Annotated in this window: 19 protein-coding genes; 15 read left to right on the forward strand and 4 right to left on the reverse strand. The window is 60.9% G+C overall.

Going from position 1 to position 21721, the window contains the following annotated elements:
- Nucleotides 1-21: 21 nt before the first annotated feature.
- The 12 genes from arnC to AACY30_RS19000 all read left to right on the forward strand — a co-directional run bounded on the left by arnC (nucleotide 22) and on the right by AACY30_RS19000 (nucleotide 13006).
- Complete coding sequence (gene arnC / locus AACY30_RS18945) at nucleotides 22-1053, forward strand: undecaprenyl-phosphate 4-deoxy-4-formamido-L-arabinose transferase (protein WP_339469873.1); 1032 nt, start codon at nucleotides 22-24, stop codon at nucleotides 1051-1053.
- A complete protein-coding gene (gene arnA, locus AACY30_RS18950; protein ID WP_339469872.1) occupies nucleotides 1050-3041 on the forward strand; it encodes a bifunctional UDP-4-amino-4-deoxy-L-arabinose formyltransferase/UDP-glucuronic acid oxidase ArnA in 1992 nt (663 codons plus the stop codon). Before arnC ends, arnA begins: the two co-directional genes overlap by 4 nt.
- Complete coding sequence (gene arnD, locus AACY30_RS18955) at nucleotides 3041-3925, forward strand: 4-deoxy-4-formamido-L-arabinose-phosphoundecaprenol deformylase (protein WP_339436348.1); 885 nt, start codon at nucleotides 3041-3043, stop codon at nucleotides 3923-3925. The genes arnA and arnD overlap by 1 nt, the downstream gene beginning before the upstream one ends.
- The gene (gene arnT / locus AACY30_RS18960) at nucleotides 3922-5577 is read left to right on the forward strand and encodes a lipid IV(A) 4-amino-4-deoxy-L-arabinosyltransferase (RefSeq protein WP_339469871.1); all 1656 of its coding nucleotides are present in this window, start codon (nucleotides 3922-3924) and stop codon (nucleotides 5575-5577) included. Before arnD ends, arnT begins: the two co-directional genes overlap by 4 nt.
- Nucleotides 5574-5921 carry a 4-amino-4-deoxy-L-arabinose-phosphoundecaprenol flippase subunit ArnE gene (arnE, locus tag AACY30_RS18965; RefSeq protein ID WP_339416309.1) on the forward strand — a complete coding sequence of 116 codons (348 nt, stop codon included), beginning with the start codon at nucleotides 5574-5576 and terminating at the stop codon, nucleotides 5919-5921. Before arnT ends, arnE begins: the two co-directional genes overlap by 4 nt.
- Nucleotides 5918-6319, forward strand: a complete 402-nt coding sequence (gene arnF, locus AACY30_RS18970; RefSeq protein WP_339469869.1) for a 4-amino-4-deoxy-L-arabinose-phosphoundecaprenol flippase subunit ArnF — start codon at nucleotides 5918-5920, stop codon at nucleotides 6317-6319. The genes arnE and arnF overlap by 4 nt, the downstream gene beginning before the upstream one ends.
- Entirely contained in the window at nucleotides 6316-7695 is a 1380-nt protein-coding gene (locus AACY30_RS18975; RefSeq protein WP_339469868.1) for a UDP-glucose dehydrogenase family protein, read from the forward strand. Before arnF ends, AACY30_RS18975 begins: the two co-directional genes overlap by 4 nt.
- A 3-nt stretch (nucleotides 7696-7698) precedes the next feature.
- Nucleotides 7699-9321: an ArnT family glycosyltransferase gene (locus tag AACY30_RS18980; RefSeq protein WP_339469867.1), complete on the forward strand. Its 1623-nt coding sequence runs from the start codon at nucleotides 7699-7701 to the stop codon at nucleotides 9319-9321.
- Between the two features lie 166 nt (nucleotides 9322-9487).
- Nucleotides 9488-9721: a hypothetical protein gene (locus tag AACY30_RS18985; RefSeq protein WP_339470050.1), complete on the forward strand. Its 234-nt coding sequence runs from the start codon at nucleotides 9488-9490 to the stop codon at nucleotides 9719-9721.
- Nucleotides 9722-9895: 174 nt separating this feature from the next.
- Nucleotides 9896-10606 carry an HPP family protein gene (locus tag AACY30_RS18990; RefSeq protein WP_339540945.1) on the forward strand — a complete coding sequence of 237 codons (711 nt, stop codon included), beginning with the start codon at nucleotides 9896-9898 and terminating at the stop codon, nucleotides 10604-10606.
- A 141-nt stretch (nucleotides 10607-10747) separates the two neighbouring features.
- The gene (locus AACY30_RS18995; RefSeq protein ID WP_339469865.1) at nucleotides 10748-11851 is read left to right on the forward strand and encodes an enoyl-CoA hydratase/isomerase family protein; all 1104 of its coding nucleotides are present in this window, start codon (nucleotides 10748-10750) and stop codon (nucleotides 11849-11851) included.
- 3 nt (nucleotides 11852-11854) lie between these two features.
- Nucleotides 11855-13006 carry an acyl-CoA dehydrogenase family protein gene (locus AACY30_RS19000; RefSeq protein WP_339540946.1) on the forward strand — a complete coding sequence of 384 codons (1152 nt, stop codon included), beginning with the start codon at nucleotides 11855-11857 and terminating at the stop codon, nucleotides 13004-13006.
- Nucleotides 13007-13088: 82 nt separating this feature from the next.
- Here the strand turns inward: AACY30_RS19000 and AACY30_RS19005 are convergent, their stop codons facing one another.
- From AACY30_RS19005 to AACY30_RS19020, 4 genes are read right to left on the reverse strand one after another with little or no spacing between them, the layout of a single operon-like run.
- On the reverse strand, nucleotides 13089-13862 hold the full coding sequence (locus AACY30_RS19005) for an enoyl-CoA hydratase (protein ID WP_339540947.1): 774 nt from the start codon (nucleotides 13860-13862) through the stop codon (nucleotides 13089-13091).
- Between the two features lie 11 nt (nucleotides 13863-13873).
- Entirely contained in the window at nucleotides 13874-15001 is a 1128-nt protein-coding gene (locus AACY30_RS19010) for an acyl-CoA dehydrogenase (protein WP_339469862.1), read from the reverse strand.
- 12 nt (nucleotides 15002-15013) lie between these two features.
- Nucleotides 15014-16198, reverse strand: coding sequence for an acetyl-CoA C-acyltransferase (locus tag AACY30_RS19015; protein ID WP_339469861.1), 1185 nt, complete (start codon nucleotides 16196-16198; stop codon nucleotides 15014-15016).
- Between the two features lie 12 nt (nucleotides 16199-16210).
- On the reverse strand, nucleotides 16211-16978 hold the full coding sequence (locus tag AACY30_RS19020; protein ID WP_339540948.1) for an SDR family NAD(P)-dependent oxidoreductase: 768 nt from the start codon (nucleotides 16976-16978) through the stop codon (nucleotides 16211-16213).
- A 216-nt stretch (nucleotides 16979-17194) separates the two neighbouring features.
- Between AACY30_RS19020 and AACY30_RS19025 the strand changes: the two genes are divergently transcribed.
- The 3 genes from AACY30_RS19025 (at nucleotide 17195) to AACY30_RS19035 (ending at nucleotide 21584) form a co-directional block, all read left to right on the forward strand.
- Nucleotides 17195-18250: a tetratricopeptide repeat protein gene (locus AACY30_RS19025; protein WP_339540949.1), complete on the forward strand. Its 1056-nt coding sequence runs from the start codon at nucleotides 17195-17197 to the stop codon at nucleotides 18248-18250.
- A 143-nt stretch (nucleotides 18251-18393) separates the two neighbouring features.
- Entirely contained in the window at nucleotides 18394-19896 is a 1503-nt protein-coding gene (locus AACY30_RS19030; protein WP_339469856.1) for an ATPase domain-containing protein, read from the forward strand.
- A 44-nt stretch (nucleotides 19897-19940) separates the two neighbouring features.
- Nucleotides 19941-21584 (forward strand): response regulator, encoded by a 1644-nt coding sequence (locus AACY30_RS19035; RefSeq protein WP_445261445.1) that lies wholly within the window; start codon nucleotides 19941-19943, stop codon nucleotides 21582-21584.
- Nucleotides 21585-21721: the final 137 nt, after the last annotated feature.

Genomic DNA, 21721 nt, shown 5'->3' on the forward strand with positions numbered 1-21721 from the left:
TAACCCCGAGGTCATGAATCTTTGAAACCCTACCCTATTCATTGCGTGTCGATCGTTATCCCGGTCTACAACGAACAAGAGAGCCTGCCTGAATTGCTGCGTCGCACGACGGCAGCCTGCAAGCAACTGGCCTACGAATACGAAATCATCCTGGTGGATGACGGTAGCCGCGACAATTCGGCCCAATTGCTGGAAGACGCCGCCGCTGAAGACGGCAGCAACGTGGTGGCGGTGATCCTCAACCGTAACTACGGCCAGCATGCGGCGATCATGGCCGGTTTCGAGCAGTGCCGAGGCGAAGTGGTGATTACCCTCGACGCCGACCTGCAGAACCCGCCCGAAGAAATCCCGCGCCTGGTAGAACAAGCCGCTCTGGGTTACGACGTGGTTGCCACGGTGCGCAACAACCGCCAGGACTCGGCGTTCCGCCGTTGGCCTTCGCGCCTGATCAACCTGGCCGTACAACGTTCCACCGGCGTGGCCATGACCGACTACGGCTGCATGCTGCGCGCCTATCGCCGCACCATCGTCGATGCGATGCTCGCCTGCCGTGAACGCAGCACCTTTATCCCGATCCTGGCCAACGGCTTTGCCCGCCACACCACGGAAATCCTGGTCCATCACGCCGAGCGCGAACACGGCGAATCCAAATACAGCGCCATGCGCCTGGTCAGCCTGATGTTCGACCTGCTGACCTGCATGACCACGACCCCGCTGCGCCTGCTGTCCATCGTCGGCTTCAGCCTGGCGGCGCTTGGCATGCTGTTCGCCTTCGCCCTGATCATCATGCGCCTGGTGTTCGGTGCCGGTTGGGCTGGCGATGGCTTGTTCGTGCTGTTTGCGGTGTTGTTCGTGTTCACCGGAGGCCAGTTCATCGGCATGGGGCTCTTGGGTGAATACCTGGGCCGCATGTACAGCGACGTGCGTGCGCGCCCACGCTTCTTTATCGAAAAAGTGCTGCGCAACACGCCGGCAGCACCGGCTCCGGTGGTCGTCGTTGACGGCCTGGTGCCTTCCCATACCTCTACTTCTGCTGATCAGGTCCAATCATGAGTTCAAAAGCTGTTGTATTCGCGTACCACGACATTGGTTGTGCAGGGATTGAAGCGCTGCTCAATACCGGTTACGAAATTGCTGCCGTGTTCACCCATGCCGATGACCCGAAGGAAAACAACTTCTACGGCTCCGTCGCCCAACTGTGCGCGCGCAACGGTATTGCGGTGCACGCCCCGGAAGACGCCAACCACCCGCTGTGGATCGAGCGTATCGCCAAGCTGAACCCGGACTACATTTTCTCGTTCTACTACCGCAACCTGCTGAGCGAGCCACTGTTGGCCACCGCGCGCAAAGGTGCGTTCAACCTGCATGGCTCCTTGCTGCCCAAGTACCGTGGCCGTGCCCCGGCCAACTGGGTGCTGGTCAACGGCGAGACCGAAACCGGCGTGACCCTGCACCGCATGGTCAAGCGTGCTGATGCCGGCGCGATCCTGGCCCAGCAAAAAGTCCTCATCGAGCGCAGCGACACCGGCCTGACCCTGCACGCCAAACTGCGCGACGCTGCCAGCAACCTGCTGCGCGATGCCTTGCCGCAATTGGCCGCCGGCAAACTCGCTGAAACTGCCCAGGACGAAAGCCAGGCCACCTACTTCGGCCGCCGCACCGCCGCCGATGGCAAGCTGGAATGGAAAAAACCAGCTGAAGAACTCTTCAACCTGGTTCGCGCCGTCACCCAACCGTACCCGGGCGCCTTCTGCGCCGTGGGCGAGCACAAGCTGATCGTGTGGCAAGCCGAAGTGCTCAAGGGCAACGAAGGCCTGGCGCCGGGCCGGGTGATCAGCGTCAACCCGCTGCGCATTGCCTGCGGCGAAGACTCCCTGGTGATCAAGTTTGGCCAGCGCAATGACAACGGCCTGTACCTGGCCGGCCCGTCCCTGGCCAACGAACTGGGCCTGGTCGACGGTTCCGTGCTGCGCGGCGCCGAGTCCGGTCGCAAGCCACGCCGTACCCGCGTGCTGATCCTGGGTGTGAACGGTTTTATCGGTAACCACCTGTCCGAGCGTCTGCTGCGTGACGACCGTTACGAAGTCTACGGCCTGGACATCGGCTCCGACGCCATCGAGCGCCTGCGCAGCCATCCGAATTTCCATTACGTGGAAGGCGACATCAGCATCCACACCGAGTGGATCGAGTACCACATCAAGAAGTGCGACGTGGTCCTGCCGCTGGTGGCCATCGCCACCCCAATCGAATACACCCGCAACCCGCTGCGCGTGTTCGAGCTGGACTTCGAAGAAAACCTCAAGCTGGTGCGCTACTGCGTCAAGTACAACAAACGCGTGATCTTCCCGTCGACCTCCGAAGTCTATGGCATGTGCCAGGACCAGTACTTCGACGAGGACACCTCGAACCTGGTGGTGGGCCCGGTCAACAAGCAGCGCTGGATCTACTCGGTCTCCAAGCAACTGCTGGACCGTGTGATCTGGGCCTACGGCGCCAAGGGCCTGAACTTCACCCTGTTCCGTCCCTTCAACTGGATGGGCCCACGCCTGGACCGCCTTGATTCGGCACGTATCGGCAGTTCCCGCGCCATCACCCAGCTGATCCTCAACCTGGTGGAAGGCACGCCGATCCGCCTGTTCGACGGTGGCGAGCAAAAACGCTGCTTCACTGACATCGCCGACGGCATTGAAGCCCTGGCACGCATCATTGATAACGACAACGACGCGTGCAACGGCCAGATCATCAACATCGGCAACCCGGAAAACGAAGCCAGCATCCGCCAGTTGGGCGAAGAGCTGCTGCGTCAGTTCGAAGCGCACCCGCTGCGTGGCAACTTCCCGCCGTTCGCCGGTTTCCGCGACGTTGAGAGCAAGGCGTTCTACGGCACCGGTTACCAGGACGTGGCGCACCGCAAGCCAAGCATCGAAAACGCCAAGCGCCTACTGAACTGGGAGCCGACCGTAGAGATGAGCGAAACCATCGGCAACACGCTGGACTTCTTCTTGCGTGAAGCGATGCTCGAAATCGCGGATAAGCACTAATGCAAGCAGGCCTACGCATCGACGTCGACACCTACCGAGGCACCCGCGAAGGTGTGCCGCGGTTGCTCGAAACCCTGGATGAAGCCTCGGTGAAAGCGACGTTCTTCTTCAGTGTCGGGCCGGACAATATGGGGCGCCACTTGTGGCGCCTGATCCGTCCGCAATTCCTTTGGAAGATGCTGCGTTCCAATGCGGTAGGCCTGTATGGCCTGGATATCCTGCTGGCCGGCACGGCCTGGCCGGGCAAACCGATTGGCCGTGACCTGGGGCACTTGATGCGCCAGGCCAAGGCGGCTGGGCATGAAGTTGGCCTGCACGCCTGGGATCACCACGGCTGGCAGGCCAACACCGGGCGCTGGAGTGAGGCACAGCTGGTCGAACAGATCCGTCGTGGCGTCGACACCCTCAGCGATATCCTCGGCGAACGCATCGACTGCTCGGCCGCCGCCGGTTGGCGTGCCGACGAGCGCGTGGTGCAAGCCAAGCAAGGGTTCAACTTTCGCTACAACAGCGATTGCCGGGGCACCAGCCTGTTTCGTCCTACCTTGGCCGATGGCAGCGCGGGCACCCCACAAATTCCGGTAGACCTGCCGACCTTCGATGAAGTCGTCGGGCCGGTGGTGGCTGCCAAAGACTTTAATGCGTTCATTCTCGACCGCTTTGCCGCGTCGAAGCTCAACGTCTACACGGTCCACGCAGAAGTAGAAGGGATTCTGATGGCCAATGATTTTCGCCAGTTGCTCGCCCAGGCAGCACAGCGCGGCATCGACTTCAAGCCGCTGGGCGATTTGTTGCCCAGCGACCTGACCACCCTGCCCCAGCAACAACTGGTGCGCGGCACCTTGAGTGGCCGTGAAGGTTGGCTCGGAGTGCAGCAGGCATGATTCGTCGCATGGCCCTGCCTTTGCTCCTGTTGGCGTTTGGCGTGTTTTACCTGCTGCCGCTGGCCACTCACGGCCTGTGGATTCCGGATGAAACCCGTTACGCGCAGATCAGCCAGGAAATGCTGTTGACCGGCAACTGGGCCTCGCCACACTTCATGGGCATTCGCTACTTCGAGAAGCCTGCAGCGGGCTACTGGATGATCGCGCTGGGCCAGGCGATTTTCGGGCAAAACCTGTTTGGCGTGCGGTTTGCGTCGGCCTTGAGCACCGGCCTGAGCATTCTGCTGGTGTATCTGGTCAGCCGTCGCTTGTGGAATGACCCGCAGAAAACCCTGGTCAGCACCGTGCTCTACATGAGTTTCGTCAGCGTTGCGGCCCTGGGTGGCTATGCCAACCTCGATCCGCAGTTCACCTTCTGGGTGAACCTGACCGGCGTGGCCTTGTGGTTTTGCTTCGACAGCACGACTCGTAAAGGTCGTCTCGGGTCCTGGGCGCTACTCGGTCTGGCCTGTGGCATGGGCTTTATGACCAAGGGTTTTCTGGCCTGGCTGCTGCCGGTGTTGATCGCCCTGCCCTACGCGATCTGGCAGAAGCGTTTGCGTGAGCTGCTGGGTTACGGCGTGGTCGCCGTGATCGTGGCGATCGTCGTGAGCGTGCCGTGGGCGTTGGCGGTGCACCTGCAAGAGCCGGACTACTGGCACTTCTTCTTCTGGCACGAGCATATCCAACGCTTCGCCGGCGACGATGCGCAGCATGCCGAGCCGTTCTGGTACTACCTGCCGTTGCTGGTTGCGTTCAGCCTGCCGTGGGTCGCCCTGTTGCCGTCCACCCTAAAACAGGCGTGGCTGGACAAGCGCAGCGCGAAAACCGGCTTTGTGTTGCTGTGGCTGCTGATGCCCCTGGCGTTTTTCAGCTTGGCCAAGGGCAAGCTGCCCTCCTACATCATGCCGTGCCTGCTGCCGCTGGCCTTGCTGATGGGCAATACCCTGGCCGACAAGCTGGCCCAGGGCCGCTACCGGGCATTGCGTATCAACGGCTGGCTGAACCTCGTCATTGGCGTGGTGGTGCTGCTGGCGCTGAGCTGGTTCCAACTGAAAAAACCGGTATACGAGCACGGCCAGGAAACCCTCAGCCTGGTGCTGGTGTTCACCTTCCTGTTCGGTTGGATCCTGGTCAACTTGCTGCAGGCCGCGCAGCCATTGCGCTGGTGGGCTGCCCCCATACTTGGCAGTGGGTTGATGGTCGCGTTGTTGCCGGCCGCGTTGCCGCACTCGGTGGTGTACAACAAGACCCCGGATCAATTCATCATCGACCACCTGCAGGAACTGCAACCCGCCACCGCGTTGCTGAGCAATGACCTGGGCGCGGCGTCGGCGCTGTCGTGGCGTCTGGCACGCCCGGACGTGACGCTCTATAACACCGTTGGCGAAGTCAAATACGGCCTCGCCTACCCGGATGCCGGGGACCACAAGATAGACACCACCCAAGTCCAGCAATGGATGAGTGATGCGCGCCGGAAAGGTCCGGTCGGCGTGGTGATGCGCGTCAAGGGTGACGATGAAATCGCCGAAGTGGCGCTGCTGCCAGGTGACGGCAAGCGCTATGAGCAAGGCAACATCGTGATTCTGATCTTCCCGCAGGTGAACCCATGATCACCCTGCTACTGCTATTGGCCGCCTGCCTGCTGACGTGCATGGGCCAGGTCTCACAGAAGTTCGCCGTGGAAAGCTGGCGCGACCTGCCGGATGGCTGGGCGTTGAAGCTACGCTCGCCGTGGTTGTGGTCGGCGCTGGTGTGCCTGGGCCTGGGCCTGCTGGTGTGGCTACTGGTGTTGCAGCGCCTTGAAGTGGGCATTGCCTACCCCATGCTCAGCCTGAATTTCGTGCTGGTCACACTGGTGGCGCGGTTTGTCTTTCATGAGCCCATCGACGGCCGTCACTGGCTGGGTGTAGCGCTGGTGATCGGCGGTGTCGTGCTGTTGGGGCGCCACGTATGAGCCGGGTACAAGGTTTTGCCTTGGCCTTGGGCAGCGTCGGCCTGGTCAGTGCCGCCCAGTTGGGCATGCGCTGGAGCATGACGCGCCTGCCGCAGCCCAATGAATGGCTCACGGCAAGCATTGACCTCGGTGCACTGGGTGTCGTCATGCTGGCGATCCTCGCCTATGCGCTGTCGATGCTCTGCTGGCTCGGCGCGCTCAAGCAGCTGCCGCTGGGCCGCGCCTATTCGCTGTTGAGCATCAGCTACGCCCTGGTGTACCTGCTGGCGGCCAGCCTGCCAGTGTTCAATGAAGATTTTTCCGCTTCAAAAACCCTGGGGGTGGCGCTTGTCATCCTCGGTGTGCTGGTTATCAACTCTCGTCGTGCTAGCGCTACAAGTCCCAGGAATGCCCCATGAAAATCAGTGTATTTGGTAGTGGTTACGTCGGTCTGGTGCAGGCCACCGTGTTGGCCGAAGTCGGTCACGATGTCATCTGCATGGACGTCGATCAAAACAAGGTCAAGCTGCTGCAGCAAGGCCATGTGAGCATCTTCGAGCCGGGGCTCGCGGCGATGGTGAAAGAGAACCTGGAGAGCGGGCGCCTGCATTTCACCTTTGATGAAAAGCTGGCCGTCGAGCATGGGGAAGTGCTGTTTATCGCCGTGGGCACGCCTTCGGATGAGGACGGCTCGGCTGACCTTAAATACGTGCTGTCAGTCGGCGATGCAGTGGCGCGTCACCGCAAGGAACCGGTGATCCTGGTGGAAAAGTCCACCGTACCTGTCGGCACCGGCGACACCCTGCGCGCGCATATCGAGAAAGCCCTGCACCTGGCCGGCCGGCACCTGGAGTTCGATATCGTCTCCAACCCGGAATTTCTCAAGGAAGGCTCGGCCGTGGCCGACTGCCGCCGCCCGGACCGCATCATCATCGGCTGCGAGCGCGAAGAAGTGCGTGATGTGATGCGTGACCTGTACGCGCCGTTCAATCGCAACCACGACCGCATCATCTTCATGGACCTGCGCAGCGCCGAACTGACCAAATACGCCGCCAACTGCATGCTCGCGACCAAGATCAGCTTTATCAACCAGATCGCCGAGCTGGCTGAACACTTGGGCGCGGACATCGAAGCCGTGCGTCTTGGCATCGGCGCCGACTCGCGCATTGGTTACCACTTCATCTACCCCGGTTGTGGCTACGGCGGCTCATGCTTCCCCAAAGACATGCGCGCCCTGATCCACAGCGCCAAGCAAGCCCACTGCTCCAGCGACCTGCTCGAAGCGGTGGAGGCCATCAACCAGCGCCAGAAGAGCAAGCTGTTCGAGCGGGTCAACGCGTACTTCAAGGGCAACCTGCGCGGCAAGACCTTCGCGCTGTGGGGCTTGGCGTTCAAGCCCAACACCGACGACATGCGTGATGCGCCAAGCCGCGTGCTGATGGAAGCGTTGTGGGCCGCCGGTGCGAATGTGCGTGCGTTCGACCCGGAAGCCATGCAGGAAACCCAGCGCCTTTACGGCGATGACCCACGACTGATGCTCATGGGCACCCCGGAGTCCACCCTGGGCGGGGCTGATGCGCTGATCGTCTGCACCGAATGGCAACAGTTCAAGGCGCCGGACTTCGACCTGATCCACCAACGCCTGAAAACCCCGGTGATCTTTGACGGTCGCAACCTTTACGACGGCGAACGTCTGGCGCGTAAAGGCTTCCAGTACTACCCGATTGGCCGCGGCGACTCGTGCAACTTGCCGATTCCCCAGCAGCAGTGGCTGCCACAGGTTGTGGAAGCCTGAGACGTGAACAAAGCTCAACCGCCCTTGTTAAATCCAACGATCCGCCGCCAATCCCTCGTTTTGGGGTTGCTGGCGTTGTTGCTGTTTATCGCCGGCAGCTGGCACCAGGCGATTATTGGCTTCGACTCACGCTTCGTGGTGTTCGCCCAGGAGATGTTGCGCCATGGGCCTAGCTTTTTCCCCACCACTTACGGGCAGCCCTATGCAGATTACCTGGCCACTTCGACACTGCTGACGTGGCTGCTGTCCTTGCCATTGGGCCAGGTCACCAGCTTTACCGCTTGGCTGCCCACGGCGATTGCCTCGGCGTTTATCGTCACCCTGGTGTATCGACTGACGGCGCCCTACTCCCAGCGCTGGGGTCTGCTGAGCATTGCAATACTCTTGCTAAGCAGCACGTTTATCAGCGAAACCCGCTCGGTGTCCCTCGACCAGATGCTGGCCGCGATCGCCTTGGCGGTGTTCTACCTGGGTTATGCCCATGACCACTTCGGTGCGGGAAAACGCCTGCACTGGCTGTACCTGTTGCTGATTGTCGGCTTTGCCGTCCGCGGGCCGATTGGCCTGGTCATCCCCACTGGCGTGTTGTGCAGCTACTATCTGATCAACCGGCAATGGCGCCAGCTGTTCAGCTTCGGCCTACTCGCGCTGGCGTTACTGGGGGCGTGTGTTGGCCTGTTGTTGCTGATGGCCAAGCTGAGTGGCGGCGAAGGCTTCATGCAGGACGTGATCCGCATGCAGTTCCTTGGACGCATGGATGGCCGCGAAGGCTCCAGTGGCGTGTTGTATTACTTCACCAGTTCCCTGGGCAACTATGCCATGGCGTACCCAATGGCACTGTTGGTGCTGCTGGCGATGCTGATCAGCGGGCGGCGTGCCCCGGGGCCGGCGTTGCAGTTGGTGTGGTACTGCGCGGCCGCAGGGCTTCTGGTGATGCTCGGCCTGTCGATTCCCCAGGCCAAAAAGGCGCGTTATGTGCTACCGATGTTGCCCATGGCGGCGATTATTGCGGCGTATCCCTTCCACGTGGCGCACGGGCGGCTCTTCGCCTGGCTGCGCGGGTTGATGCTGGGTATCTGGACGGCGTTACCGACGCTTTTGATTGCCGGGTTGCTGTTCGCGAGACCGCGCTATCCGGAACAAATGAGCCATATTGGCTGGGTGCTCGGCGTGCTTGGGGGGCTGCAGGTTCTGTCGCTGCTGGCGTTGTTCAAGACGCGGCTGCGCCCGGTCGGACCAGCGTTTACAGGCGTATTGGCGGTCTGGGCCACCTATATTCTGGTGGTCGAACCGCTGGAACGCAGTGTCTACGACACCCGCACCTTTACCCTTCAGGTCCATGAGCAGGTGATGCAACAACGGGCGCCGGTGGTTTTGCACGGTTTGGGCAAGGACGCCAAGGCCATCAAATACATGGTCAACGTCGACTGCGACCAAGTGCCGTTGTTCACCCAGCAAGCGGCCGACTTGAAGCCGATCCAAGGGCCCGCCTGGTTGGTGATGAGCGCTGCGGACTACGAAGGCCTGACGGACCCGCGCTTTCGCTCCATCACCCCAACCCTGGCCGGTGAATTCGACCACAACCCTTACGTGCTACTGCACCTGGCGAAAACCGCGCAACCTTGACCCCTGCGCCGGCGCTCCCGGTGCAGAAAACTCCTACGTAGCTTTACGTAATGGCTGGTGCCTTTTCCCTTTCCTGTGCCCAAAACCCGACTGTAAACTCGCCTGGGAGCGGTATTTATTTACCGCCACAGGCCATGGGTCATAACAAGGACGAGAGGACAACACCGTGCCAGATCATGTTTCGCTTGATAAGTCTGCCCTGACCCGTGCCGAAGTGCATGTCGGCTACGTGTCCATGCTGCCTTTGGACCGGCTGATGGGGTTGCGCGATGCCTTGGTGGCATTGAAAGGGCCGTTGGCCAGTGAGCCGGGGCTACAGGAAAGCCTTCACCGACGTTTTTTGGACGAAGAAACCTGCAATCGCGTGCTCGGTAAGGTCTGTTGCTCTCTGCCCAATTAATGCCGTTACAATTCATTATTATTGCACTCAAGCTTCATTAATATGCATTGGCACCCTTTCTTCAAGGTCGGCACACTGCAGAGGTTTCTTCCCCCAACGGTTGGAACGCTCAAAGGGCTTTTCCGGGCAACCAGACTAGCCTTTTTTTTGCCCGCTGTTTATGGACCCTCTTCAATGCTCGCTCGCTGGCTCCCCGCTGCAATCAACACCCGCCCCACCGAATGGAGCCGTGCCGCCATCGGTATGGCCGTGGGCACACTCTTCAGTATCTGGTTATGCGCCCAAGTGTTTGGCATGGAGGTCGCATTGCACCTGCTTGGCCCGCTCGGCGCTTCGGCCGTGTTGCTGTTCGCCGTGTCATCGGGTGCATTGGCGCAGCCCTGGTCGATCATCGGCAGCTACCTCTGCGCCGGTGTCGTCGCCCTGCTGGTGACCCGAGTTCTCGGCCCTTCCCTGGGTGGCGCCTGCCTGGCGGCGGGCATCACGGTGGTGCTGATGTGCTGGCTGCGCTGCCTCCACCCGCCGGCCGGTGGCCTGGCCATGACGCTGGTATTGGCTGACCCGTCGTCCGCAGCGCTGGGTTGGTATGAGTTAGGCGCCGTGCTACTCGGTGCCGGCGCCTTGTTGGCCTGCGCATTGGCTTATAACAATGCCACGCGCACGCGCTATCCCAAAGGCGCCGCTGAATCACCGGCCACCCTCTTGCCCCACCCTAACGCTGATCGAGACCCCGCCATCACCGCCGCCGATTTAAAACACGCGCTGGCCGAAATGGAGCAATTTTATGACGTGGAGCCCACAGCGCTGGAACAACTGATCCACGCAGCCGAAACCCACGCCAGGCGCCGCAGTATTGGTGACGTGCTGGCGAGTCGGGTGCCTTGAGTCCATCGCCCACTCGCTGCATAAATGCAAAAACGACCTGCATGATTGAAGGTTGTACTGGGCAAATTTGCACTGGTACGATCAAGGGATGTTTCGTTCGCGAACATCTTGATAAAGAACAATAAAAGCAGGGAGTTATCAATGACTGCTCAGGTTTCAACCGAGACAAGCCACGCAGATACGCATCAGCACGTAGTGCTCGCCGAGATTCGCAACCATATCGGCCACCTCACCCTCAATCGCCCCGCCGGCTTGAATGCCATCACCCTGGACATGGTGCGCCGCCTGGCGTCCCAATTGCAGGCGTGGGCCGATGACCCGCAGGTGCACGCCGTGGTCCTGCGCGGCGCGGGCGAGAAGGCCTTTTGTGCCGGCGGCGATATACGTTCCCTGTACGACAGTTTCAAGAACGGCGACAGCCTGCACCAAGATTTTTTTGTCGAGGAGTACGCGCTGGACCTGGCCGTTCACCATTACCGCAAACCGGTACTGGCGCTGATGGACGGGTTTGTCCTGGGCGGCGGCATGGGCCTGGTGCAGGGCGCCGATTTGCGCGTCGTCACCGAACGCAGTCGCCTGGCGATGCCGGAAGTGGCAATCGGTTACTTCCCTGACGTGGGCGGCAGTTACTTCCTCTCGCGTATCCCCGGCGAGCTGGGCACATACCTGGGCGTCACCGGGGTGCAGATCCGCGCGGCCGATGCGTTGTACTGCGGTTTGGCAGACTGGTATCTCGACAGCGCGAAGCTCGCCGAGCTGGACCAGAAGCTTGATCGTCTGCAATGGCACGACTCACCGCTTAAAGACCTGCAAGGCGTGCTCGCCAAACTGGCTGTGCAGCACTTGCCCGATGCACCGCTGGCCGCTTTGCGCACGGCCATCGACCACTTCTTCGCGCTGCCGGATGTACCGAGCATCGTTGAGCAGCTTCAGGAAGTCACCGTCGCCGATAGCCACGAATGGGCGCTGACCACCGCCAACCTGATGAAAACCCGCTCGCCGCTGGCCATGGCCGTCACCTTGGAAATGTTACGTCGCGGCCGCCGCCTGCCCCTGGAGCAATGTTTTGCCCTGGAGTTGCACCTTGACCGGCAATGGTTCGAACGCGGCGACCTGATCGAAGGTGTTCGCGCCCTGATCATCGACAAAGACAAGAGCCCCCGCTGGAACCCGCCAACCCTGCATGGGCTTGCGCTCAGCCATGTAGAAAGCTTCTTTCATCACTTCAAGAAGGTTGCGAACTAAGCCATGCAAGACATTGAATACACAGAAGAACAAGTGATGATCCGCGACATGGCGCGCGACTTTGCCCGCGGCGAAATCGCCCCCTACGCGCAAACCTGGGAGAAAGCCGGCTGGATCGACGACGCCCTGGTGGCGAAGATGGGCGAACTGGGCCTGCTGGGCATGGTGGTGCCGGAAGAATGGGGCGGTACGTATGTCGATTACGTCGCCTACGCCCTCGCCGTGGAAGAAATTTCCGCCGGAGACGGTGCCACGGGTGCAGTGATGAGTATCCACAATTCAGTGGGTTGCGGGCCAATCCTCAACTACGGCACAGATGCACAGAAGCAAGCCTGGCTGGCGGACCTGGCCAGCGGCCAAGCGATTGGCTGCTTCTGCCTGACCGAACCCCAGGCCGGTTCTGAGGCCCACAACCTGCGCACCCGTGCCGAACTGCGTGACGGCCAGTGGGTCCTCAATGGCGCCAAGCAGTTCGTCAGCAACGGCAAGCGCGCCAAGCTGGCCATTGTGTTCGCCATGACCGACCCGGAGCTGGGCAAGAAAGGCATTTCAGCGTTCCTGGTGCCTACGGCAACGCCTGGCTTTGTAGTGGATCGCACCGAGCACAAGATGGGTATCCGCGCTTCGGACACCTGCGCCGTCACCCTCAACCAATGCACGGTGCCTGAGGCCAACCTGCTCGGCGAGCGTGGCAAGGGGCTGGCGATTGCCCTGTCCAACCTGGAAGGCGGGCGCATCGGCATCGCCGCCCAGGCATTGGGAATCGCCCGTGCGGCGTTTGAGGCGGCGCTGGCGTACGCCCGTGACCGGGTGCAGTTCGACAAGGCAATCATCGAACACCAGAGCGTGGCCAATTTGCTGGCGGACATGCAAACCCAGCTGAATGCAGCGCGCCTGCTGATCCTGCACGCCGCTCGACTGCGCAGCGCGGGCAAGCCATGCCTGTCGGAAGCCTCCCAGGCCAAGCTGTTTGCCTCGGAAATGGCGGAGAAAGTCTGCTCGTCAGCCATGCAGATTCACGGCGGGTATGGGTACTTGGAGGATTACCCGGTGGAGCGTTACTACCGGGATGCGCGGATCACGCAGATTTACGAAGGGACCAGCGAGATTCAGCGGATGGTGATTGCCAGGGAGCTGAAGAATTACATGCTTTAGCAGCCTCAAGTTGAAAGCTGCAAGCGGCAAGTAAAGGGAAGCTGGTTTTTACTTGAGGCTTGCAGCTTGAGGCTAGCAGCTGTTACTTATCTTTGAACTCAGGCGCACGCTTGGCCACAAACGCCGCCATGCCTTCCTTCTGATCCTGCGTTGCAAACGCTGCGTGGAACACTCGGCGCTCAAAGCGCACGCCTTCCGACAGGCTCACTTCAAACGCACGGTTCACGCTTTCCTTGACCATCATGCTTATCGGCACTGATTTGCCGGCAACCAGGGTGGCGACTTTCAGCGCTTCTTCCAGCAATTCATCGGCCGGCACGATACGCGCGACAATTCCACAGCGCTCCGCTTCCACGGCATCGATAAAGCGTCCGGTCAGGCACATTTCCATGGCCTTCGCCTTGCCCACCGCGCGGGTCAGGCGCTGCGTGCCGCCCATGCCTGGCAGTACGCCGAGGTTGATTTCCGGCTGGCCGAACTTGGCGTTATCACCGGCCAGGATGAAGTCGCACATCAACGCCAGTTCGCAACCGCCGCCCAACGCGAAGCCGTTGACCGCGGCAATGATCGGTTTACGACGGTTGGCTACGCGATCGCTGTCGCTGAACAGGTCGTCCAGATAGATCTGCGGGTAGGTCAGCTCGGCCATTTCCTTGATATCGGCGCCGGCGGCAAAGGCCTTTTTCGAGCCCGTCAGCACGATGCAGCCGATTTCGGGGTTGGCTTCCAAGCCATCCAGCGCTTGGTTCAATTCGCTGACCAGTTGCGCATTCAGGGCGTTCAGGGCCTGCGGACGATTGAGGGTAATCAGCCCGACGCGGCCCTGGACTTCGAGCAAGATGGTTTCGTAACTCATGTATCGGCTCCTTAAAGATTGCGTGAGATGACCATGCGCTGGATATCGCTGGTGCCTTCGTAAATCTGGCAGACCCGCACATCGCGGTAGATCCGCTCCAGGGGGAAGTCGCTCAGGTAACCGTAACCGCCGAGGGTTTGCAAGGCGGCCGAGCAGACTTTTTCGGCCATTTCCGAGGCAAACAGCTTGGCCATCGAGGCTTCCACCAGCGCTGGCTTGCCGCTGTCACGCAGGGCGGCGGCGTAATGCACCATCTGCCGGGCAACTGCGATTTGCGTGGCCATGTCGGCCAGGCGAAAGGCCACGGCCTGATGTTCGATGATCGGTTTGCCGAAGCTTTCGCGCTCGCGGGCATAGTCGCGGGCCGCTTCGAAGGCAGCGCGCGCCATGCCGACCGCTTGCGAGGCGATACCCACGCGGCCACCTTCGAGGTTGGCGAGGGCAATCTTGTAGCCTTCGCCCTCCTCACCCAGTCGATTGGCGACCGGCACCTTCAGGTTTTCAAAGAGGATCTGGCAGGTGTCAGACGCATGCTGGCCGAGCTTGTCTTCGACCCGCGCCACACTGTAGCCCGGCGAGTCGGTCGGCACGATAAACGCGCTGATCCCGCGCTTGCCGGCAGTTGGGTCGGTCACGGCAAATACAATCACTACACCGGCGTTCTGCCCAGACGTGATGAATTGTTTGCAGCCGTTCAGCACGTAATGGTCGCCGTCCAGGCGCGCGCGGGTTTTCAGGCTGCTGGCATCGGAACCGGCCTGGGGTTCGGTCAGCGCAAAGGCACCGAGCATCGCGCCGCTGGCGAGGGGTTTGAGGAATCGCTCTTTCTGCTCCTCGTTGCCGAATTTGAGGATCGGTACGCAACCGACTGAGTTGTGCACGCTCATGATGGTCGAGCAGGCACCGTCGCCTGCGGCGATTTCTTCCAGCGCCATGGCGTAAGCCAGGTAACCGGTGTCGCATCCGCCCCACTGCTCCGGCACCAGCATGCCGAAAAAGCCGAGTTCGGCCATTTCACTGATGGCCTCTTTGGGAAAACGGTGCTCGCGGTCCCATTCGGCAGCAAAGGGTTTCAGACGTTCCTGGGCAAATTGCCGGGCCGCGTCGCTGATCTGTCGTTGTTCTTCATTCGCCAGCATGATGATAAGTCCTTAGTACAAGCATTCGACGGCCATGGCTGTGGCTTCACCACCGCCGATGCAAATGGCGGCGACGCCGCGCTTGAGGCCGTTCTGGCGCAGTGCCGAGAGCAGCGTCACTAAAATCCGCGCCCCTGAGGCGCCGATCGGATGGCCCAGGGCGCACGCGCCCCCGTGGATGTTGACCTTGGCGTGGGGGATTTCCAGTTTGCTCATGGTCACCAGGCTGACCACGGCAAAAGCTTCGTTGATCTCGAACAGGTCGACGTCATCCAGGCTCCAGCCGGTCTTGGTCATTAGCTTGCGAATCGCCCCCACCGGTGCCACCGGAAACAGCCCCGGCTCATCGGCAAATGCCGCATGCCCATGGATCACTGCCAGAGGCTTCAGGCCGCGTTTCTCAGCGTCGGACTGGCGCATCAGCAGCAGCGCCGCCGCGCCATCGGAAATCGAGCTGGAGTTGGCCGCCGTGACGGTGCCTCCTTCGCGGAACGCCGGTTTGAGGCTACTGATCTTGTCCAGTTTGGCCTTGGGCGGCTGTTCGTCATGCAGGATGGTTTTCTGCTCTTTGCCCACGGTGACTTGCACCGGGACGATCTCCGCAGCAAAGCTGCCATGGGTGATTGCCTCTTGCGCACGTGTCAGCGAGGCAATGGCGAACGCGTCCTGGGCCTCCCGGGTGAAACCGTTATGCAGGGCGCAATCTTCGGCGAAGGAGCCCATCAGGCACCCCTTGTCGTAGGCGTCCTCGAGGCCGTCGAGGAACATATGGTCAAGTACACGACCGTGTCCCATGCGGTAGCCGCTACGCGCACGGTCCAGCAGGTACGGCGCGTTGGACATGCTTTCCATGCCGCCGGCAATCACCACGTCGACGCTGCCGGCCAGCAGCGAATCATGGGCCAGGATCGTCGCTTCCATGCCCGAGCCGCACATCTTGTTGAGGGTGGTGCAACGGGTGCCCTTGTCCAGCCCGGCACCCAATGCGGCCTGGCGTGCGGGCGCCTGGCCGAGGCCTGCGGGCAGCACGCAGCCAAACAACACTTCATCCACGGCGTCGCTGGCGATACCGGCACGCTCAACGGCGGCACGAATCGCGGCGGAACCCAGCTGCGGCGCGGTCAGGCCCTTGAGGTCGCCCTGGAACCCGCCCATGGGCGTGCGCACGGCGCTGACAATAACAATGGGATCAGTCATGGGGAATACTCCTTACTTGGCAGCCATGCGCAAGGCGCCGTCGAGACGGATCACCTCGCCATTGAGCATGCTGTTTTCAATGATGTGGCGCACCAGCGAAGCGTATTCGGCGGGTTTGCCCAGGCGTGGCGGAAAAGGCACGCCGGCGGCCAGGGAGTCGCGCACTTCGGGCGTCATGCCGGCCATCATCGGTGTTTCGAAAATGCCGGGGGCGATGGTCATCACGCGAATGCCAAAGCGCGCCAGCTCACGTGCGGCAGGCAACGTCAGGCTGGCAATAGCGCCTTTGGAGGCGGCGTAGGCTGCCTGGCCGATCTGCCCGTCGAATGCGGCCACGGAAGCGGTATTGATGATCACACCGCGCTCGCCATCGGCATTCGCCTCGGTTTCAGCAATGGCCGCAGCCGCCAGGCGCAGCAGGTTGAAGCTGCCGATCAGGTTGACGTTGATCACTTGGGCAAAACTTGCCAGCCCATGGGGGCCGTTTTTGCCGAGGATTTTTTCGCCACGCACCACACCGGCGCAGTTCACCAGCCCATGCAAACCGCCAAACGCTGCAACCGTGGCCTGCACGGCGGCTTCGGCAGCCGCTTCCTGGCTGATATCCGCCACTGCACTGCGGGCGTTCTCGCCGAGCTGCTGGGCCTTGGCCGCCACTGCGTCGGCGTTGAGGTCCACCAGCATCACTTTGGCACCGGCGGCAATGAGCATCTCAGCGGTAGCCGCACCGAGGCCGGAAGCGCCGCCGCTGACCAGGAAGATTTTGTTTTCAATCTGCATTATTGTTTCCTTGAACGGTCCGAATTGTCGGAATAGTCGCTCTGGAGCGCCACTGCGGCAATGGTCAAAACCTTCAAGCTACCTGACTGTTTTGGCCAGTCATCGCCCCCGCCGATCAACATGCGATGGGGCGCAAGTTTCTCCCGGGTTTGACACCCGCCATGCTCTGACCGAAGCTGACGGCTTTGCATTCCTGCCTTGCTTTCGGACGCCTGCATGTCAAAGTCTCGCCGTTACTTCATCATCGGCCTGTGCGCCCTATTGTCGATTGTGCTGATCTGGTATTTCTCCCGTCCCACCCCGGTGGCCGTACCGGCTGCGATTGCCCATGGTTACTCCATAGCCCTGAAACAGGCGCGCAACGGTGAGCCAGGAGCCGCCCGTGTGCTGTATCAGCAACTCGGCCGGACGGACCTGTCGCCCGAGCGCCGCGCGGCGTTGCACGCCGAACTGCCCAATTACCCTAGCCCTCATGCCTTGAAGCTTGCAGACAAAGACCTGAGCAGCGAATCGGCGCTGGTCCGCGAGGCGGCCATCCATAGCATTGTCGGCCTGGTGCCCACCGGCCAGCGCACGCTGTTACTCGGCCCGGTACTGGATGATCCCGAACAAGCTGTACGATTCACCGCCGCCAACGCCCTGCTGGGTCTGTCCCCCGACACCCTGGGCCTGTACTTCGGGCCTTTGCAGCAGGTGCTGGATGAGTTTGTGAAAGCGCTCAAGGCCCAACCCGAAACGGCCGAAGGCTGGATTCAACTGGCGCGCCTGTACATACACAGCGCAATGTTGCCGCAAGCCCAAAATGCGCTGGCACAGGCGGTGCGACTGCAGCCAGACAACCTGCAAGCCGTGGTGGCGCAGATCGAGCTGCTGGACAAACAGGGCAAGACCGACGAGTCCCGGCAGTTACTGGCGCGCCAATTGACGGCGCACCCGGAATCAGCGTATCTGCAACACGCGCTGGGGATGTGGCTGCTGCACCATGGCGAGCGCACCTATGCCCTGCTGGGTCTGTCCAAAGCGGTGGAATTGGAACCGGGCAATCAGGATTACCGCTACGACCTCGCCACTACCCTGCACGCCCAGCAGGAACTGGAAGCCGCCCAGCGACAACTGGAAGAGATCATTCAACGCCACCCCGCCAATCGCAAAGCCCGGGTTTTGCTGGTCAACTATTGGAAGGAAAGCGGCCAGCTCCAGAACGTACAAGTGCTGCTCGCGCAACTGGAACAGCAGAATCCCGACGATCCGGCACTGCAACAGGGTCTATAGCGCGTCGGCAAAGTGTTCTGAAAGCTGACGCACCGCACAAACCTCCTGAAACGGTTGAACCCCCGGAATACACAACGGTCAAGAGAATATGGCGCGTTCGAACGACCGCGCACCTCTACTCGTATGTGACCTGAGGGCACTTCTTGTCTACATCCAATGCGCTATCAAGTGACAAAGCAGCCACCGGTATCGTCGGTCTCGACGACATTCTTGCCGGCGGCTTGTCTCGCAGCCATTTGTTCCTGCTCGAGGGTGAGCCTGGGACCGGCAAAACCACCGTCGCCCTCCACTTTCTTCAGGACGGCGCCAAATGCGGCGAGCGATCCTTGTACATCACACTCTCGGAAACCGAGCGCGAGTTACGCCAGGGTGCCAAGTCCCATGGCTGGGACCTCGATGACAACATCCACATATTCGAGCTGACGCCGCCCGAAAGCATTCTCAACACTGATCACCAACAAAGTCTGTTGTATTCGTCCGACCTGGAATTGGGCGAAGCGACCCGGCAGATCTTCGAAGTGGTGGAACGGGTCAAGCCGACCCGCGTGGTGATCGACAGTTTGTCGGAGATCCGCTTGCTGGCGCAGAGTTCGCTGCGCTATCGCCGGCAGATCCTGGCGATCAAGCACTACTTTGTGCGCTATAACGCCACGGTCCTGTTGCTGGATGACTTGACCACCGAAGCGCTGGATAAAACCGTACACAGCGTTGCCCATGGTGTTATCCGCCTGGAAGAGCTGACACCCGTCTACGGTGCCGAGCGGCGTCGCGTGCGCGTGGTTAAATACCGTGGGCAAAAATACCGCGGTGGCTTTCATGACTTCACCATTGCCGGCGATGGCATCCACGTATTCCCGCGACTGGTGGCCGCCGAACATCGCGCCGGCTATGTCCGTCAAACACTTACCAGCGGCATTGGCGAATTGGATGCATTGCTGGGTGGCGGCATCGAGACCGGCTCCAGCACGTTGATCCTGGGCCCAGCCGGTACTGGCAAGTCGCTGATTTCGATCCTGTTCGCTGCTGCCGCCGTGTCGCGTGGAGAGAAAGCCGCACTGTTTATTTTCGATGAAGAACTCAGCCTGCTGTTCGAACGCATGCGGCAGTTGAACATCGATCTTCCCGCACTGCAGGCAACCGGCAATCTTTTCATTGAGCAGGTGGATGCCGCCGAGCTGTCACCGGGTGAGTTTTCTCATCGCGTGCGGCGCTGCGTGGACGAGCGCGGCATCAAGACGGTGGTGATCGACAGCGTCAACGGTTTCCAGGCCGCCATGCCGGAAGAGAACTCGCTGATCCTGCACATGCACGAACTGTTGCTTTACCTCAACCGGCGCGGTGCCGCGACCTTCATGACCGTTGCCCAGCACGGCCTGGTCGGTGACATGCAGGCGCCCGTCGACCTTACTTACCTGGCAGACACGGTGATCCTGTTGCGTTACTTCGAGGCACTCGGCAAAGTCCGACGAGCTATTTCCGTGATCAAGAAACGTACCGGTACCCACGAGTCGACCATCCGTGAGTACCGCATCGGTGCGGGCGGCGTGGCCGTTGGTGCCCCACTCGAGTCGTTCCAGGGCGTATTGCGCGGGGTGCCGACTTATATGGGGAGTGAAGCCCCGCTGCTCGTGGACCCGTCAGAGTGAGTACGCAGTTACCGGTATCCGAGCGAGCAATCATTCTTGCGCCGATGGGACGTGATAGCGTACTCGCGTCAATGATGCTTAAAGAAGCGGGGTATGGCAGCCTGATTGCCAGCGAATTGCCACGACTGTGCGAGGCGCTGGAGCAAGGCGCCGGCCTGCTGATCGTGGCCGTCGAAGCCTTGCGTGGTGTTGACCTCAATGCGTTGCTTGAATGCCTGCGTCGCCAGCCGCCCTGGTCCGATTTGCCCATCGTGCTGATGACTCACCATGGCGGCAAGGAGCAAAGCGGCTCCTCTCACCTGAGCAATTTGCTTGGCAACGTGACCTTTCTGGAACGACCGTTTCACCCCTCCACACTGATCAGCTTGGTCACTACTGCCGTGCGCAGCCGGCGCCGGCAGTATGAGGCGCGCGACCGCCTGGTTGACTTAAGTGAGAGCGAACTGCGCCTGCAACGTACGTTGGCAACCCTGGAGCAGCAGGTCGAAGAACGCACCCTGCAGCTGCGAAGCAACGAGGAAGCCCTGCGCCAATCCCAGAAAATGGAAGCCGTTGGCCAGCTCACCGGCGGTATCGCGCACGACTTCAACAACATGTTGACTGGGATCATCGGCAGCCTGGAAATGCTGCGAAGGCGTATTTCCCGGGGCAAATTGGACGACCTGGACAGCCTCATCGATCTAGGCGTGACCTCCGCTAACCGTGCAGCGAGCCTTACCCATCGGCTGCTAGCGTTTTCGCGCCGGCAATCACTTGACTCCAAGCCCGTGGAGATCAACCAACTGGTGACCTCGATGGGTGAGTTGCTCAAACGCAGCATCAACGAAAGTATCACGCTGGACATGCAACTCACCCACGAACCGTGGACCGCCGAGGCCGACCCCAATCAGTTGGAAAACGCCCTGCTCAACCTGGTGATCAATGCCCGTGACGCGATGCCCAACGGTGGCCGCCTGACCGTGGAGACCACTAACCGCCACCTCGATAGTGTATTCACCGCCGCCTACGGCACCCTGCTGCCCGGTGACTACGTTGAACTGCGCGTCAGCGACACGGGCTGTGGCATTTCGGAAAGTGTGATCGGCCGCGTGTTCGACCCATTTTTCACGACCAAGCCCATCGGCCAAGGCACGGGACTGGGTTTATCGATGATCTACGGGTTTGCCCGCCAGTCGCGTGGCCATGTGATCATCCATAGCCAAGTGGGCGAAGGCACGACGGTCAGTCTGTTTCTGCCACGGTTCATCGGTGACGTCGTCGCCGAGGTGGCGGCTGACCCAGCGCTTCTGCCTTGCGCCAATGCGGGCGAAACGGTGCTGATTGTCGAGGACGACCCCGCCGTGCGCGTGCTGGTCAGTGCGGTACTCAAAGAGTTGGGTTATGGCTATGTCGAAGCGGGTGACGCCAACACGGCGGTGCCGATCATCGAGTCGGAGCAACGTATTGACTTGATGATCAGCGACGTTGGCCTGCCCGGCATGAATGGCCGCCAACTGGCGGAAATCGGCCGGCAGATCCGCCCGGATCTCAAGGTGCTGTTCATCACCGGTTACGCCGAGCATGCGGCGGTGCGTGGCGGTTTCCTTGATCCCGGGATGCAGTTGATCACCAAGCCGTTCACCTTTGATCTGTTGACGGCGAAGGTCCGGGAGATGATCAAGCAGTCAGTCGAGATGACGGACCACTGACAAGCAACTGTCACCCGTCCTGCATTACTTGGTAATTGGTCGGCAGGGTAGTCGTGGAATCATTTAGTTCCTTCGGTACACAAACAGGTAGGAAACCCTCGCAGAACGACGCTGCGAACCTATTCGACAGTCCCGAC

The organism is Pseudomonas sp. RA_5y_Pfl1_P24 (genome assembly GCF_963970945.1).
GTDB lineage: Bacteria > Pseudomonadota > Gammaproteobacteria > Pseudomonadales > Pseudomonadaceae > Aquipseudomonas > Aquipseudomonas tritici.